Origin of the sequence: Limosilactobacillus vaginalis (assembly GCF_025311515.1) — a bacterium.
GTDB lineage: Bacteria > Bacillota > Bacilli > Lactobacillales > Lactobacillaceae > Limosilactobacillus > Limosilactobacillus vaginalis.
This window is the reverse complement of record NZ_CP104399.1, coordinates 317191-334051: the sequence shown is the minus strand read 5'-3', so window position 1 is coordinate 334051 and position 16861 is coordinate 317191. Positions and strand designations below refer to the sequence as shown.

Below are 16861 nucleotides of genomic sequence, written 5' to 3'. Positions count from 1 at the left end.
AAAAAATAATTAATATGAGGATACCCCAAGTCCTCATAATACTCCTCAAGAGATAGCTTTCCCTAGGCTATCTCTTTTTGGATCATAAAAAGCGGGAACGGCTATGATTTAGCTGTTCTCGCTTTTTTATTGTGGGGAAGGTTGTTGTTCTTGAGCTATAATTCTACTGCAGCTGAGTCTAAATGTGCTCGCCCTAACCTTCCTCGAGCTAACGACCTCCGACTCCGACGACAAGACGTCGTTCGCCGGAGAAATCGTTAGCCACCGGAAGGTTTTAACGGGCTCGCACTCTTTTCACTAAAACAACCCCTTAATCCTACCCTGCGCATCGATGGACATGTTAACGGCAGCGGGAGTCTTGGAAAGGCCGGGCATGGTCATCATGTTACCTGAAAGGGCAACAATAAAGCCGGCACCGAGCTTAGGAACAAATTCCCGAATATGGAAGGTAAAGTCTGTTGGTGCTCCAAGCTGAGTTTGATCATCAGTAAAGGAGTATTGGGTCTTGGCAATGCAGACAGGAAGATCATTCCAGCCTAACTTTGCAAACTGCTTCAATTGCTTCTTTGCCTTTTTACTAAACGAAACTTCCTTAGCTCCGTAAATTGTCTTTGCAATTGTATTTACTTTTTCTTCAATCGAATCACTAGCGTCGTAAAGGGGCTTGAAGTCACTCTTTTGGTCAGCCAAGCGAACAACTTCCTTGGCAAGATCCTGAGTTCCCTTACCGCCTTTAGCCCAACTATCAGCTACAACAACGTTAACGCCGAGCCGCTTACAATTATCTTCAATAAACTTGACTTCAGCATCAGTATCATTGATGAAGTGGTTAATGGCAACTACTACTGGTAAGCCATAACGTTGCATATTCTTAATATGACGATTCAGGTTAGCAATTCCCTTTTCTAGTGCTGGCAATTGTTCTTCCTTAATTTCGTCTAAACTAGCGCCACCATTGTATTCAAGGGCACGAACCGTAGCAACAATAACGATTGCATCTGGGTTCTTTCCTAATACAGGCCGTTTAATATCAAGGAACTTTTCAGCCCCTAAGTCAGCACCGAATCCGGCTTCTGTAACAGTGTAATCTGCTAATTTCAATGCCGTTTGGGTAGCCAAAATACTGTTGCATCCGTGGGCAATGTTAGCAAATGGACCACCATGAACAATCGCTGGAGTATGGTCAAGGGTCTGTACAAGGTTAGGCTTAATAGCGTCCTTCAAAAGAATCGTAATTGCATCTTCAAAGCCAAGTTGACCAACAGTTACTGGTTCCCGATCATAAGTGTAACCAACAACGATCCGGCTGATACGCTTCTTCAAGTCCATCAAGTCGGTTGAAAGGCACAAAATGGCCATTAATTCTGAAGCTGCAGTAATGTCAAAGCCGGTTTGCCGTGGAACACCTTGCATAATTCCGCCAAGACCAGTAATAACATTCCGCAATGCCCGGTCATTAACGTCTTCAACCCGTTTCCAAATAATCCGACGCGGATCGAGGTCCAATTCATTCCCCCGCATTACATAATTATCAATTAAAGCAGCTAGTGTGTTGTTAGCGCTAGTCAATGCATGAAGGTCACCGGTAAAGTGCAGGTTAATATCTTCCATTGGGATTACCTGACTGTAACCACCACCGGTTGCCCCGCCTTTAATCCCAAATACAGGACCCATAGAAGGTTCCCGCATTGCAATAATTGTTTGGTGGTTCAATTGGTTTAAGGCATCCCCTAAGCCAACCAAAATAGTTGATTTTCCTTCACCGGCTGGAGTCGGATTGATTGAAGTCACAAGAACTAGCTTATGCTTCTTCCCTGGCTTTTCAGCAACTGGCAATGAAATTTTAGCTTTGTACTTCCCGTATTGTTCAATTTGGTCATCGTCAAGGCCAATTGATTCAGCAATCTTATTAATCGGTTCGAGTGTGGCTTGGTCAGCAATTTCTATATCTGTCATTTCAATCCGCTCCAATCTTAAATACGAACTTTAACTAAAAAAAACACCGTTAAAGTTAAGAATTAACTTCTACGGTGTCTAGGATAAAAGATTCTCAGTCATTTGTAAACAACTATTTAGACTCTTTATCAGATTTTGCTGATTTTTTGTTGTTGTCCTTTGTGGATTCACTATTCTTTTCGTTGATCCCCCGACGAGAATGGAGCGGTCGAGCAAAAATCATCCGTCCAGCATCGGTTTGTAATGCACTAGTGACCTCTACCTCAATCCGTTCATTCATGAAGTAACGGCCATCCTCAACGACAACCATAGTTCCATCATCAAGGTACGCAACCCCTTGCTGACGTTCGGTTCCGTTCTTAACAACAACAACTTTGAGTGTTTCACCAGGAATTACCCGTGGCCGTAACGATTTGGCAAGGTTATTGATATTCAAGACTTGGACATTTTGGAATTGGATAACCTTATTCAGATTATAGTCGTTAGTAACGATGACTCCATTAACCTTTTTAGCTAACGCAATCAGCTTACTATCAACTTCCGGAATATCTTCAAAGTCGCCATCGTACATTTCAATCGGCACGATCTTTTCTTTCCGTAATTTGTTTAGGATATCCAAACCTCGCCGTCCCCGAACTCGCTTAATACTTTCACCGGAATCGGCGATGTATTGAAGTTCATACAAAACAAAATTAGGAACGAGCAATGTTCCTTCCAGGAAACCGGTTTTTACTAAATCATAAATTCGACCATCAATCAAGATGTTCGTATCTAAGATTTTATAGTGATGATAATTCTCATCTTTTTGGTCAATTACTTCGGTATTCGAATTTTTTGAGCGTACCCGGTGTCCAGAAAGCAAATTCTTCCAATCATCAAGACGGGTCGTTCCGATACGGTAACCAAAATAACTAAAGATAACCATTAACAGGATTGGTAAAACGTTGTTAACAACCGGAATTCCGGTTCGCCAAAGCGGGATTGAAATCAACACCGCAAGGACTAGCCCAACAATTGTCAGTAACGTACCAAAAAACAGGTAAACTGGGCTTAAACTTGTTAGACTCTTTTCAATTCGTGCGACTAACTGTTCAGTTGGTTTGGCAAGTGGTAATGAAAGGATCAGAAAAATCAAAGCACCAATAACGATATCCATAAAGACAAATAAGGCACTATTTAAATGAAAATTAATTAAGTCCCAAAATAATGGCAAATAATAGAAACCAATTGCGGCACCAACAATAACGTAGATCAATCGAATAATTCGTTTTCGCATATTACATCCCTCCTTTATAAATTAACCTAGCGCAAGACGCAATGCCTGACGTAAGGTGGTTACCCCGATAACCTCGATCCCGGTTGGTGCTTGCCACCCTTTCAAGTTATTTTTCGGAACAAAGATCCGTTTGAAGCCAAGTTTCTGGGCCTCGGCAACACGCTGTTCAATCCGGTTAACCCGCCGAATTTCACCAGTTAAGCCAACTTCACCAACAAATGCATCTGTAGCTTGTGTCCCCTTATCCCGGTAACTCGATGCAATACTAATTGCGATTGCCAGGTCGATTGCCGGCTCATCCAATTTTACACCACCAGCAGCCTTAAGGTAGGCGTCCTGGTTTTGGAGCATCAAATTGGCGCGCTTTTCAAGAACCGCCATTATCAATGATACCCGATTTCGGTTCAAACCAGTAGCAGTTCGCTGAGCATTTCCATAGACGGTCGGTGTCACTAAAGCCTGAATTTCGACAAGAATTGGCCGCGTCCCTTCTAATGATACAACGACAGCCGAGCCAGTGGCATCTTTTAATCGTTCTTCGAGGAAAATTTCTGAAGGATTTTTCACCTCTGATAAACCATTCGTATGCATTTCAAAAATTCCCAGCTCATTAGTTGACCCAAAACGGTTTTTAACTGACCTGAGGATCCGGTATGTGTGGTGAAGATCTCCTTCAAAGTACAAGACAGTATCAACCATGTGCTCCAAAATCTTTGGTCCAGCGATTGCACCGCCCTTAGTAACGTGACCAACAACAAAGATCGTAATATTATTACTCTTTGCAATTTGCATTAACTGAGCGGTTACTTCACGAATCTGCGAAACACTCCCGATCGCTGAAGTGACATCCGTAGCCTGCATTGTCTGAACAGAATCAATCACCACGTATTCTGGTTTTAGTTCACGAATCGTGTCTTTAATACTGTCCATATTGGTTTCTGGGTAAATATAAAAGTCATCTGCTGCCACGTCAAGCCGCTCTGCCCGCATTTTTATTTGAGTGGCGCTTTCTTCCCCAGAAACGTAAAGAACCCGGTGATGTTCACTTGATAGTTGTCCAGAAACTTGCAGGAGCAGCGTTGATTTTCCAATACCAGGATCCCCACCAATTAAGATTAACGACCCCGGAACAATTCCGCCACCAAGAACCCGGTTCAATTCGTTCAGTTTGGTTTTTACCCGGGGAGTTTCGTGACTATTAATTTCACCGATTTTCTGTGGCTTAGCAACCAAACCAGTTAACGTCGTGGTTGGTCGTTTCGTGGCTGCACTGGAACTTGAGGATTGGATTTGTTCTTCAACTAACGTATTCCACTCACCACAGTTAGGACATCTTCCTAAATATCGTGGTGAATTATATCCACAATTCTGACAAACATATTGTGTTTTAACTCTGGCCATTCATGCCATCCTTTCATTACCTAAACTTACTTACTAACAACGATCCTGAAATAAAAGTGCGCCCTACCAATCACTTTTAAAAAAACTATTGGACCGTTCCACCAGCGAAAATCTGAGCTTTTTGAGAGAAATTTACCCAAAATTATTCCGATTTTATTCAAGATTTGCTATATTACTTTTTGGTTGAACCGAAGCCACCAGTCCGCCGTGCGATTGGTTGTTTCTCATCATCAGCGACAAGGAATGGCATAAAAATTCCTTGGCCAATTCGTTCACCTTTTTTTATATGATAATCTGTTAATCCATAGTTAATGAGTTGGAAGAAAATTTCTCCTTCATTACTATCATTATCATAATAATCAGCATCTACAATTCCAACACCATTCGGAAGAATTAATCGACGCTTTAGCGGGCCGCTAGAACGATTAGCTAATAGCAAGAATTCATTATCCTGCATGTAAGCCTTGATTCCGGTTGGGACTAGATATGGTTTAAGGCATTGATCAGCGTGTTTAAGGTCATCAGGACTTAGCTTTGATTGCTGATGGATTTTCCAAAGGGTCTTTAAGAAGTTCCCTTTCCAAATTGATGGAAGAACAAAATCTTCCGCAGCTTCAAAGTCGTAACCAGCTGCATTGGCAGTTTGCCGACTGGGTAAATGAAGCCCCTGATCCTGTTTGCTTGAAACAATCTTAAATCCGCGTTTCATTTATATCACCTAATCCTTTTTATAAACTATCTACTTATTATAAAATAGATATAGGATTTATGGTATTGCTTTACACTGAATAGATTTGGAATGGATGTGATCAAATGGATTATAAGGTTGAAGAAAACCGAATTATCGCTAGTGATGATCAACAACCCTTCGTGGGCGAGATAAGCTTTCCAAAAGTAACGGGGGTACCTGACCGCGTTGTTGTTGAGCGGGTCTTTGTTCACCCCGATTATCGTGGCCAAGGGATTGCGGCAGAGTTGGTTCGTCAATTCGTTAAGTACGCCACTACCCATCAACTAACCGTAAAATTAATGTGTCCTTATGCTGTAAAGCAGTTTAAGGCGCATCCCGAATACCAACAATTACTATTACCTGAAGATCGTTTCTAAGGAGGAAACTCATGAATCAAGATGAGCTAAAACAACAAGTTGGCCGTGAAGCAGTTAAGTACATTCATCCAGGAATGGTTGTCGGCCTAGGAACAGGGACAACCGTTCATTGCTTGGTGGAAGCACTCGGTGAGCATGTTAAGAATGGTGATTTATCAGATGTTGTTTGTGTTACAACCTCAAACAGAACTACTCGCCAAGCTCAAAGTCTTGGGATCAAGGTTGAAGAAATTGACGATGTTGATCATATTGACCTTACTATTGATGGTGCTGATGAGATTAGTGACGATTTCCAAGGAATTAAGGGTGGCGGTGGCGCTCTCCTTTGGGAAAAGATTGTTTCCAACTATTCTGACCACGTAATGTGGATTGTTGATGAATCAAAATTAGTTCATCACTTAGGAGCTTTTCCGCTACCAGTGGAAGTTACCCCATACGGAAGTCAACACCTCTTTACCAAACTAGCTCGTCGTGGCTATAACCCAACCTGGCGGATGCTGCCTGATAACAGTGATAAGTTCCGGACACACCAGCGAAACTTCATTATTGATTTGCATCTTGAGGACATTAACGATCCCTTCGCCCTTCACGAAGAATTAATCGGGATGGTTGGTTTAATTGAAGATGGACTGTTCTTAAACCAAGTTAATGATGTTCTTGTTGGTACCCAAGACGGTCCAAAGTTCCTTCATGCCCGTCCATAATATAAGAACGTAAAATTTAATAATTGATCTTAAAGAAGCCGAGAAAGAACAAAACGTTTTTTCTCGGCTTCTCTTACTATTACCAGCTTATTTCTAGTTTTTCTTGCCACCATAATCAAGAATTAGCTCCCATAATTTTTCTTTGGCAGGTGAAAGAATCTCATTATGTCGCGCAGCCAGTGAAAGATGGAATACGGGTTGTTGCGGATCGGCTAAGGCTAAATCAACCAGTCGATCGTTGGCGGTAATTGCTAATTCAGTCAAAAATGAAATTCCCAAGTTTTCAGCCACCATATTCTTAATGATATGAATATCATTTGTTCGATAAATAACTTTGGGACGAATATGGGCAAGCCGACACATTCTACGAAATGCCTTCTCATGAATAAAATCAGTATCTGGCAAAATAAACGATTGTCCCTTAAGATCAGCGAATTGTAAATCCTGTTTTTTAGCCAATTGGTGGTCCCGACTCATGATAATGTGAAATGGGTACTGAGCAAACTCCTTCACTGATAGTTCTGGTTGTTGAAGGGGACTGGCGGATCCCAGAAGAGCCATATCCAGTTCTCCCCTCAATAACATCTGTAGTAAATTTTCTGACCCTTCTTCGGTAACCTCCAACTTGTCAATTAAATTAGAACGAAGTAACCGTGGAGTAAGCGGTGGAAAGTAGTAATTACCGATAATTGGCGGCAACCCAAAACGGATCTTATTTAACTTAGCGTGTTCAATCTCACGGCGCGCAACCGCTAGTTCACTAAGAATTGCGCGAACATGCTGGGCGTACTGCTGACCAATTTTAGTGACGGTTATCTGGTGATGAATATGATCACGAATAAAAAAGGTTGTCCCGTACTCTTCTTCTAACCGGTTAATTGCCATCGTAATTGTTGGCTGGCTAACCTGAAAGTGATCGGCAACTACCGAAAAATTTTTATCTTTAACAAGTTCAATAAAATATTCTAAATCTCTAATTTTCATTTTTGCCCTCAAGAATGGATGATCGGCTTTAGTGTATCAATTTTATTTATAGGATAGCATAGATTTGACTATATGCTAATTTGCTTCATATCATTGCAATATCAATAATAAATTAAAGGAGATCCTTTGCAATGACAGACGCAATGTCAATTCTTAATAACCCCTTTAAAAACAAGGGAACTGCATTTACATTAGATGAACGAAAAAAATTAGGGTTAATTGGTACTTTGCCACCCCGGGTAAAGACAATTGAAGAACAAGAAACAGATACCTATGCTCTCTACCAGAGCAAAACCTCTCGAATTGAAAGGCGTCACTTCTTGATGGAAGTATTTAACGCTAACCGAACGCTCTTCTTCTACTTAATGGAAAAGCACATCACCGAAATGATGCCAATCGTTTATGATCCGGTAATTGCTGAATCAATTGAAAAGTATAATGAACGGTACCTTCGTCCTCAAGACGCTGTTTACCTCTCCGTTAAGCATCCGGAAGACATCAAGCAATGCCTTCAAAATGTTAGTGCTGATCGTGACATTCGCCTAATCGTTGTTACCGATTCTCAAGGGATTTTAGGGATTGGTGACTGGGGTGTTGATGGTGTTGACATTGCTGTCGGTAAGTTAATGGTTTATACTGCCGCCGCTGGAGTCGATCCTTCCCAAGTTCTCCCCATCTCAATTGATGCAGGAACCGATAACGAAACACTCCTTAACGATCCAAACTACCTTGGTGAACGTCACCACCGGATTACTGGTCAAGAATACTTTGACTTCATTGACCGGTTCGTTGAAACAGTTGAAAAACTATACCCAAAGAGCTTGTTGCATTTTGAAGACTTTGGCCGGGGAACGGCAGCCCGAATCCTGGATAAGTACCATGATAAAATTTTAACCTTCAACGATGATATTCAAGGAACCGGGATCATTGCCCTAGCAGGTGTTCTTGGTGCGCTGAACATTTCTAAAGAGAAATTAGCTGACCAGAAGTTCTTAACATTCGGTGCCGGAAGTGCTGGAATGGGAATTGCTAAGATGCTCTTTGATGAATTGGTCCGCCAGGGGATGGATCCTGCAGAAGCCAAGAAGCACTTCTACCTCGTTGATAAGCAAGGATTATTGTTTGACGACACTGAAGGACTTACACCAAAGCAAAAGCCATTCACCCGGAAGCGGAGTGAATTTAAGAACGCCGATGAACTAACTAACCTAGCTGCTGTTGTAAAAGCAATTCACCCGACTGTCATGATTGGGACTTCTACGCAACCCGGAACCTTCACTGAAGAGATTGTTAAAGAAATGGCAGCTCATACTGAACGGCCAATTATTTTCCCACTTTCTAACCCAACTAAGCTTGCGGAAGCTAAAGCAGCGGACTTATTAAAGTGGACTGATGGTCGCGCTCTGGTTGCTACTGGGATTCCCGTTGATGATATTGAATACAACGGGGTTACCTATAATATTGGTCAGGCAAACAACGCCTTAATCTATCCTGGAGTTGGTTTTGGTGCAATCGCAACAGAAGCAAAGAAGATTAACAATACCATGCTAGCAGCGGCTGCCCACTCCCTTGTTGGGTTAGTCGATCCAGATAAGCCTGGGTCTGCGGTACTTCCGCCAGTTAGAGATATGGCAAAGTTCTCCAAGACAGTTGCCATTGCGGTCGCCCAATCTGCAATTGACCAAGGCTTCTCTTCAGCAAAGGACGCCAAAAAAGCGGTCGAAAAAATGACCTGGGAAGCAAAATACTAATATTATTAACGACGATCAAGTAAAGTTACTTGGTCGCCTTTTTCTTGAGGAACCACTATAATAGTAAGTAACTATTTTAAGGAGTGTGACCAATTGTGAGTTTTGAAATTGATAATTCCGCAATTAATTATTTCCACGAAGATTATGATCAACGAAAAGAATCCGCTGTCCTCGAAAATGCCGTTACTAAGAATGGGGTTAATGCCGCAAGTTTTAACTGGCACTCAATTGCTGACAACGCTCCCCACTTTTCAATTGACTTGAAGACTGGTGACGTTGCCGACCAAAAGCAATCAGGACGTTGCTGGATGTTCGCTGCCCTGAACACGATGCGTCACGACATGCAACATAAGTTTAACTTACCTGATAACTTTGAACTTTCTCAATCCTACCAATTCTTCTGGGATAAATTTGAAAAGGCTAATTACTTCTATGAAAATGTGATTAAGACTGCTAAGTTACCTACCGATGACCGCAAAGTAGCTTGGCTAATGGCTGCCCCACAATCCGACGGTGGTCAATGGGATATGCTCTGTGCCCTCATTCAAAAATATGGGGTCATGCCTAAGTCAGCAATGCCCGAATCATTTAACTCCAATCGATCTAACGGGATCAATAACCTCTTAAACAATAAGCTGCGTCATGACGCTGTAATCTTGCGGAAGATGGTTAATGATGAACACGCTAATGAAGATGCGCTTAACATTAAACGGAAAGAAATGTTAAATGACGTTTACCGGATGCTTGCATATGCCTTTGGTGAACCAGCAAGTCACTTTGACTTTGAATACCGGACAAAGAAGGATAATGAATTCCACCGGGATGAAAACATTACCCCACAAGAATTCTTCAAGAAATATGTCGGCTGGAACCTTGATGACTACATTTCGGTTATTCAAGCACCGACTGCTGATAAGGAATACTACAAGACTTACACAATCGATATGTTAGGTAATGTTGTTGGTGGTCGGCAAATTAAGCACTTAAACCTACCAATGGACGAATTTAAGAAGCTCGCAATCGACCAACTAAAGGCTGGTGAAAGTGTTTGGTTCGGTTCTGACGTTGTTAAATATTCTGAAACTAAGCTCGGAATTATGGCCCTCAATACTTACGACTACGCTAAGCTATTTGACACCGACCTGGAAATGACAAAGGCCCAAGCACTGGACTATGGTCAAAGCATGATGGATCACGCAATGGTTCTTACCGGTGTTGATCTGGTCAACGATCAGCCAACCAAGTGGAAGGTCGAAAACTCCTGGGGACCAAAAGTTGGTACTAAGGGTTACTTTGTCATGAGTGACGACTGGATGGACAAGTACTGCTACCAAATTGTCGTTAATAAAAAGTACCTTAGTGACAAACTCAAGCAAGCCCAAGCCCAAGAACCAATCGTCCTAAAGCCTTGGGATCCAATGGGAACGTTGGCATAGGAAGAGAGTGCCTTCGCCCCAAAGAGTTTCCGAAAAGCTAGCAATTTCTCCTGACGAAGGCGACTTGCGCCTAGGAAGGAGGTTGCTAGCTCTAGGAAACTCGGGCGAAGCACGTTTAAACTAGAGTGCGAGCCGTGACGAACTAGCAACTGAGCACTAGAAAATCCCGGACGATGATTGTCTTGCAATCAAGGACGGGATAGCTAGGCGGAAGTTGCGGTCACGGCGAGCCGATCTCGACTCGGTTGCCTGGAAAGACAACAATTTCTCCCGACTGGATGCTGAAAGCATCTGGGAGGGAGTTTGTTGTCTATAGGGGCTTCCCCGCGAACATATTTTGATTCAGTTGCAGTAAAACATCTCGAGGAAGGTTAGGTCGAGCAGATCTTGGCTATGCTGCAGTAGAACGTCCCCATCAGTAAAGTCGTCCTATTAATCAACAAATTCCCCTAGTATTCAGGGCCTTTCCTGAGTATTAGGGGAATTTTCGCTTTATATAATTACTTTAATCTTTCTTAAACCGATATTCTAGGCAACATAGTCAAAATGTGTTCGCCAGGAACTTGCTAAGATAACACCCTCCCTCCTAGGCGCAAGACGCCTTTGTCGGGAGTTAGTGTTATCTTTCCGCAAGTTCTTTGCTGGCTCACACTCTTATTCCGTAACATCCTCCCCAAAGTATTTTTGGGAAAGTTTCTTTACGGTACCGTCTTTTTGGAGCTTCTTGAGAGCATCATTGTATGAAGATTGGATTGCTGAATCCTTTTTATTGAAGAGTGCCGAGATTTTAGTTGGTTTAGCTTCGCTGGAAACGTCAATCATCTTCAATCCCTTTGTGCTGTTCTTCTTACTGTAAGCATACCAAGCTTCACGGGAATTAACTGTCCCTTCAGCACGACCTTGTTTTACCATTGCCACTGAATTGCTAAATTCGCCATTAGGAACAAGGGTACCGTGGTACTTCTTAACAACATCAGCATTGTTTGTCCCTGTACCGGCAACAATCTTCTTGCCGCTGATTTGCTTCAAGTTCTTAATCTTACTATCTTTAGGAACAATTAAAACATACCGTGACTTGATATATGGGGTCGAGAAATTGTACTTCTTTGCCCGTTCTGGAGTCTGCGTAATATTATTCATTACTACATCATATTTTCCAGAACCTAATCCCGCTACTAAAGAATCCCACTTACTCGGGACAAACTTTGCCTTTAGTCCCATTTCCTTGGCCACTGCTTTTCCTAAGTCTACTTCAAAACCAGTTAGCTTATTATTCTTCCGGTATGAATAAGGGGAGTAAGTTCCTTCAAGACCAATCGTCAACTCACCTTTTTGTTTTAATTCTGAATTTACCTGTGATGACGCAGCGTGAATGCTACTAATTCCAGCGGTTGTTCCGACCGTAACTGCTGCTAATGTTACTAATACCTTTTTCCAAATCTTCATTTTATCTTTCTCCTTCTACTTTAAATTTTCCATGGTCATTGAAGCAATAAAGTTCCTAATCCGCTCATTCGGATTTTCCGTAGAAAAGAATTTTTCTGGTGCCCCGTCGTAAATGATTTCGCCATTTTCTACAAAAACAATCTTGTCAGCAATTTGTTTAGCAAACGCCATGTTGTGAGTTACAAGAACCATTGACTGTTTCTCCCGTGCCAGCTGTAAAAGAACTTTTAATACACTCAATTCTAATTCCGGATCAAGTGCTGAAGTTGGTTCATCCAGAAGAACATACCGTGGTTTCATTGCCAGTGCTCGAGCGATTACTACCCGTTGCGCCTGTCCACCAGATAATTCACTAGGATAAACGTCGCCATAATCAGCCATTCCCACTTTTGTCAACACTTCTCTAGCTAACTCATTAGCCTGTTGACGGTCCATTTTCAGAACCTGGGTAGGACCTTCAGTAACGTTGTTAAGAACTGTCTTATGGGGGAATAAATTATAATTCTGAAAGACCATCCCCGTTTCTCGCCGAATTGCTAACTTTTCCTTATTGCTAACGGGCTGGCGAAAGTCAATCTGGTGACCGTTAAAGTCATACTGACCACTCTCAGGCATAACGAGAAGGTTTAGCGACCGTAAAATTGTCGACTTTCCCGAACCAGACGGCCCAACAAGAACCGTAATCTGACCTGCAGGAAACTCTAATGTAATATCTTTCAAGACATGTTTGTTACCGTAAGTTTTATTAATTTGGGTTAATTTCATCAATTTTCACCTACTTAACTAATTTCAAGCTGACTGCCCAGCCGTTTTTCAAGATAGTGCTGGAGAACAGAAAGAACCGTTGTAAATACTGCATAGATTAACGCAACTAACGTGTACATTAATAATGGTTGGTAATTAGCTGCTGCAATTTGTTGACTAACCTCAAACATTTCCATGATTGTAATCGAAGCAGCTAACGAAGTATCCTTCACTAAGCTAATGAAGCTGTTTGAAAGTGGTGGCAAGGCAACCCGAAGAGCTTGGGGAATAATAATCCGCCACAAGATTTGCAGGCGGGTCATCCCAATTGCCGCCCCAGCTTCCCACTGGCCGCGATCAACAGAGCTAATTGCTGCCCGAATAGTTTCCGAAGCATATGCCCCAGTATTAAGCGAAAAGGTAATGATCCCCGCTGTAAATGGTTCAAGTTTAATTCCATGGGGTAATATTCCACGAATCCTTAAATATGGTAGTCCAAAGAAAACAATAAATAATTGGACTAATAGTGGCGTCGACCGAAAAAGCCAAACGTAAAATTGAACAAACCACTTGAGAATCATAAATGGTCCGCGTTGATGTGACAACCGAATCAATGCGGTTACTAACGCAATGATTAAACCAAAGAAAAATGAAATTAACGCTAACGGGATTGTATATTTAAATCCCGCTGCTAGAAGTTGCGGTAACGATGTCCTGATAATTTCCCACATGGTTTCTTAATCCTTTCCTAGTTAATTTAATTGATCTAACGCTTGTTTTAAGTCGGCAATAATGTCCTCAGGATCTTCAATTCCCACAGATAGCCGAATTAATTCATCCTTAATCCCGTTTTTTAGCCTAATTTCTCGCGGAATTGAACCGTGAGTCATTACTGCTGGGACTTCAATCAAGCTCTCAATTCCGCCAAGACTTTCTGCCAGGTCAATCAATTGAAGACTTTCAACAAACTTCTTGGCATCAAGGCCAGCCTTTAATTCAAAGCTAATCATTGCCCCAAAGTTTTTCATTTGCTTTGCCGCAACTGAAAGTCCTGGGAAATCGGCTAATCCTGGATAATAAATTTTTTCAATTCGTGAATCCTGTTGTAAAAAGTCAACTACCGCAGCGGCATTTTCTTGGTGAACCCGCATTCGGGCGCCAAGAGTTTTGATCCCCCGTTGTAATAGCCAACTGTCATCTGGGCCTAAAGTACTACCAATTGAGTTCTGCAAAAAGGCTAACTGCTCAGCGATTTGTTGCTCCTTCGTTACCGCTAACCCAGCAACCACATCACTATGGCCGCCAAGGTACTTGGTTGCGGAATGCACAATGATATCTGCCCCCAAGGTTAATGGCTGCTGATTATATGTTGTAGCAAATGTATTATCAACAATTGTTCTTACGCCATGTTTTTTGGCAATCTTCGCAATTGCTTCAATATCAGCAATTTGAAGGAGCGGATTAGTCGGTGTCTCAAAGTAAATGGCAACCGTATTATCTTGAATTGCGTTTTGCACTGCATTCAAATCTTGCATGTCAACAACCGTAAATTCAAAGCCAAACCGCTTCAGAACTTTATTAATCAACCGGAAAGTCCCGCCGTAGACATCACTCCCAACAACGAAATGATCACCTTGAGAGTAAAGTGAAAAGACAGCGTGAATCGCAGCTGAACCAGATGAAAACGCAAAGCCGGCAACCCCATGTTCCAACTCGGCAATCAATTTTTCTAATGAAGCTCGGGTTGGGTTTCCTGTCCGTGAATATTCCCATTTGGGGTTGCCGCCTAATTGATGCTGGTGAAAAGTCGATGAACGGTAAACTGGTGTTGATACGGCTCCGGTTGTTTGATCTTCGCTATTACCGCCGTGAATTAATTGAGTATTGAATTTCATGAGATGTTTTTCCTTTCTTAAACGCAATGATTATTTCGAATAAATGATCCAAAAAAGGCGCAACCTCAAGTTAAACTTGAAATTGCGCCTTATGTACTTACCCCGACAATATTAGCAGGCCAAATTAACTTTGGGTACGCCAAAACGTGGGTCGCATAAGACGCGATCCACTGCAACAAACAACTGTGTTAACAAATTGAATGTTTTTCATGACGTGTTCCTCCTAATAAAGTATGGATAAAATATAACTTATTTATTGTAAGTTGTCAACATAAAAAATTAAAGTAATGGATCATAGCGGACTGAATCGGGATTCTGCGTATCGTTAAGGTAATTTCTCCAATCGATTCATCCTTTTTTACATTCTTTTACATTTTGAAGTAAATAATTTACGATAGCACCCGGCTTATTTTAAGTCGAGTGCTATCGTAAATTATCATAGTATCTTTCCAATTTAATTAGAAGTACTTGTAATGGATTCGCATTTTTAACATAATCATTAATTTTAGCATTTTCCTAAGATTTCAAAACTTTATCCAAGAATGCCAACACGTTATCATAGATTGCTTGGCTCCAGAAGTCGCGCTCGTGATTGGCATTAGTAACCCGGTAAGCCTCAACCTCGGCACCAACTGATTCCAGCTTTTGCGCCATCTCTTCCATTTGGTGGTATGGAACTACCTTATCCGCATCCCCATGGAACAGCTGGAATGGCGGATATTGTCTTCCCTCAACCACCCGGTAAAGCGGACTCATTTCATGCATGATTTCTGGCCACTTCTTTTTATCCATTCCAAAGAGGCAGTATTTCAAAATATCATTCCCCGGAACCTTATCGGTATACTTAAACGTCTCTTCAACGTCCATTGGCGCAAAACAAGAAACAACTGCCGAAACAGCATCTGACTGATCATCATAATCAGCCGTCTTATACTTTGGATCATCCCCCGTAAGGCCAACTAACATGGCTGCATTGGCTCCTGAAGAAGTTCCCCAGATTGCCACTCGTGAAGGATCAATCGCGTACTTCTTGGCGTTTGCCCGTAAAAAGCGGATTGCCGTTTTAACGTCTTCGAGAAATGCGGGGAACGGATGTCCATCTAAAGAATTACGGTGTTGCACTGTTGCAACTATATAGCCATGTTTAACAAACTGAACTAATTGAGGAATCTTCTCCCCAAACGTTGGTAACCGCCATGAACTCCCCTGGACAAACACAATCAGTGGCCGTGGCTCAGTAGTGTATTCTTGAGGGTAACGCTGTGTCCATGGGGTTAGCACTTCAAGTTTTAATGCTTGACCATCTGCTGCGGCATAGACAACATTTTCAATTAAGCGAACCTGTCCGCTAAGGGTCGGGTTATTCTTAATCTCATGAATTACCATTCTCTTCACCATCCATTGTAATAAAAGTTTTCTTAGTAATATTTAATGCTGGATCAAACTCATACAGGATCGGCTTTCCATTTGGAACTTCCACTTGGTCAATTTGATCATCCGGAATTTGATCAAGATACTTAATTAATGCCCGTAATGAACTCCCGTGAGCAACAATTAACTGATTCTTGCCGTCCATCAACCGTGGAGCAATCTGGTCTTCCCAATATGGCAATAACCGTTTTTGGGTCATTGCTAGACTCTCACTGTACGGCATCTTTACGCCAAGGCGATCATACCGCCGATCGTGTTGCCGATGCTTCAACTTTGGCGGAACTTCACTGTATCCTCGACGCCACCGATGCAATTGATCTGCGCCGACCTCTTCCTTGACCTTAGCCTTATTTAAACCGCTAAGGGCACCATAATGACGTTCATTTAGTCGCCAGGTTTTATAAACCGGAATGTAAAGCTGATCAATTCTTTCCAGAATAATGTTCATCGTCTTGATTGCTCGTGACATATAAGAAGTATGGGCATCATCAAATTGAATCCCCATTCTTGCTAATTCATCACCAACCATCTGTCCCTGTTCAATTCCCTTTTCGGTTAGCGGGACATCGGTCCATCCTGTGAAAATATTATCGCGATTGGCCTGACTTTGGCCATGACGAACTATTACTAACTTTGCCATTCTTAGCCACTCCTTTGCCTCTATCTATGATACAGCAATTGTGTACAATTGAACAGGATTGGGTAATGGCGTTTTTTAATTTAAGCCAGG

Annotated in this window: 15 protein-coding genes; 4 read left to right on the top strand and 11 right to left on the bottom strand. The window is 42.0% G+C overall.

Annotation, left to right across the window (positions count from 1 at the left end; all coding sequences use genetic code 11):
• Window positions 1–297 precede the first annotated feature (297 nt).
• The 4 genes from N4627_RS01480 to N4627_RS01465 all read right to left on the bottom strand — a co-directional run bounded on the left by N4627_RS01480 (window position 298) and on the right by N4627_RS01465 (window position 5342).
• Window positions 298–1956 (bottom strand): formate--tetrahydrofolate ligase, encoded by a 1659-nt coding sequence (locus tag N4627_RS01480; protein ID WP_098044913.1) that lies wholly within the window; start codon window positions 1954–1956, stop codon window positions 298–300.
• Between the two features lie 112 nt (window positions 1957–2068).
• The gene (locus N4627_RS01475) at window positions 2069–3232 is read right to left on the bottom strand and encodes a PIN/TRAM domain-containing protein (RefSeq protein WP_124031490.1); all 1164 of its coding nucleotides are present in this window, start codon (window positions 3230–3232) and stop codon (window positions 2069–2071) included.
• A gap of 21 nt (window positions 3233–3253) precedes the next feature.
• Window positions 3254–4633 carry a DNA repair protein RadA gene (gene radA, locus N4627_RS01470; protein ID WP_003717514.1) on the bottom strand — a complete coding sequence of 460 codons (1380 nt, stop codon included), beginning with the start codon at window positions 4631–4633 and terminating at the stop codon, window positions 3254–3256.
• Between the two features lie 172 nt (window positions 4634–4805).
• Window positions 4806–5342, bottom strand: a complete 537-nt coding sequence (locus N4627_RS01465; RefSeq protein ID WP_003717513.1) for a dCTP deaminase/dUTPase family protein — start codon at window positions 5340–5342, stop codon at window positions 4806–4808.
• 104 nt (window positions 5343–5446) lie between these two features.
• Here N4627_RS01465 and N4627_RS01460 point away from each other — a divergent pair, with 104 nt between their 5' ends.
• Together N4627_RS01460 and rpiA are read left to right on the top strand one after the other, a co-directional pair.
• Complete coding sequence (locus N4627_RS01460; RefSeq protein ID WP_260964861.1) at window positions 5447–5740, top strand: GNAT family N-acetyltransferase; 294 nt, start codon at window positions 5447–5449, stop codon at window positions 5738–5740.
• Between the two features lie 11 nt (window positions 5741–5751).
• On the top strand, window positions 5752–6444 hold the full coding sequence (gene rpiA / locus N4627_RS01455; RefSeq protein WP_003717511.1) for a ribose-5-phosphate isomerase RpiA: 693 nt from the start codon (window positions 5752–5754) through the stop codon (window positions 6442–6444).
• Between the two features lie 93 nt (window positions 6445–6537).
• On the opposite strand, the gene N4627_RS01450 is transcribed toward rpiA, so the two are convergent.
• Window positions 6538–7428 (bottom strand): LysR family transcriptional regulator, encoded by an 891-nt coding sequence (locus N4627_RS01450; RefSeq protein ID WP_098044915.1) that lies wholly within the window; start codon window positions 7426–7428, stop codon window positions 6538–6540.
• A 131-nt stretch (window positions 7429–7559) separates the two neighbouring features.
• On the opposite strand from N4627_RS01450, the gene N4627_RS01445 reads away from it, so the two are divergent.
• Together N4627_RS01445 and N4627_RS01440 are read left to right on the top strand one after the other, a co-directional pair.
• Window positions 7560–9179 carry a malolactic enzyme gene (locus tag N4627_RS01445; protein ID WP_260964860.1) on the top strand — a complete coding sequence of 540 codons (1620 nt, stop codon included), beginning with the start codon at window positions 7560–7562 and terminating at the stop codon, window positions 9177–9179.
• Window positions 9180–9274: 95 nt separating this feature from the next.
• Complete coding sequence (locus tag N4627_RS01440) at window positions 9275–10615, top strand: C1 family peptidase (protein WP_003717508.1); 1341 nt, start codon at window positions 9275–9277, stop codon at window positions 10613–10615.
• Window positions 10616–11269: 654 nt separating this feature from the next.
• On the opposite strand, the gene N4627_RS01435 is transcribed toward N4627_RS01440, so the two are convergent.
• The 6 genes from N4627_RS01435 to N4627_RS01410 form a co-directional block, all read right to left on the bottom strand.
• Window positions 11270–12061, bottom strand: a complete 792-nt coding sequence (locus N4627_RS01435) for a transporter substrate-binding domain-containing protein (protein WP_003717507.1) — start codon at window positions 12059–12061, stop codon at window positions 11270–11272.
• 15 nt (window positions 12062–12076) lie between these two features.
• Window positions 12077–12826: an amino acid ABC transporter ATP-binding protein gene (locus tag N4627_RS01430; RefSeq protein WP_260964859.1), complete on the bottom strand. Its 750-nt coding sequence runs from the start codon at window positions 12824–12826 to the stop codon at window positions 12077–12079.
• 14 nt (window positions 12827–12840) lie between these two features.
• Entirely contained in the window at window positions 12841–13536 is a 696-nt protein-coding gene (locus tag N4627_RS01425) for an amino acid ABC transporter permease (RefSeq protein ID WP_124031484.1), read from the bottom strand.
• A 21-nt stretch (window positions 13537–13557) separates the two neighbouring features.
• Window positions 13558–14700, bottom strand: coding sequence for a trans-sulfuration enzyme family protein (locus N4627_RS01420; protein WP_124031483.1), 1143 nt, complete (start codon window positions 14698–14700; stop codon window positions 13558–13560).
• Window positions 14701–15216: 516 nt separating this feature from the next.
• A complete protein-coding gene (locus N4627_RS01415) occupies window positions 15217–16086 on the bottom strand; it encodes an alpha/beta hydrolase (protein WP_124031482.1) in 870 nt (289 codons plus the stop codon).
• Window positions 16073–16771, bottom strand: coding sequence for a 2,3-bisphosphoglycerate-dependent phosphoglycerate mutase (locus N4627_RS01410; RefSeq protein WP_260964858.1), 699 nt, complete (start codon window positions 16769–16771; stop codon window positions 16073–16075). Before N4627_RS01410 ends, N4627_RS01415 begins: the two co-directional genes overlap by 14 nt.
• Window positions 16772–16861 lie beyond the last annotated feature (90 nt).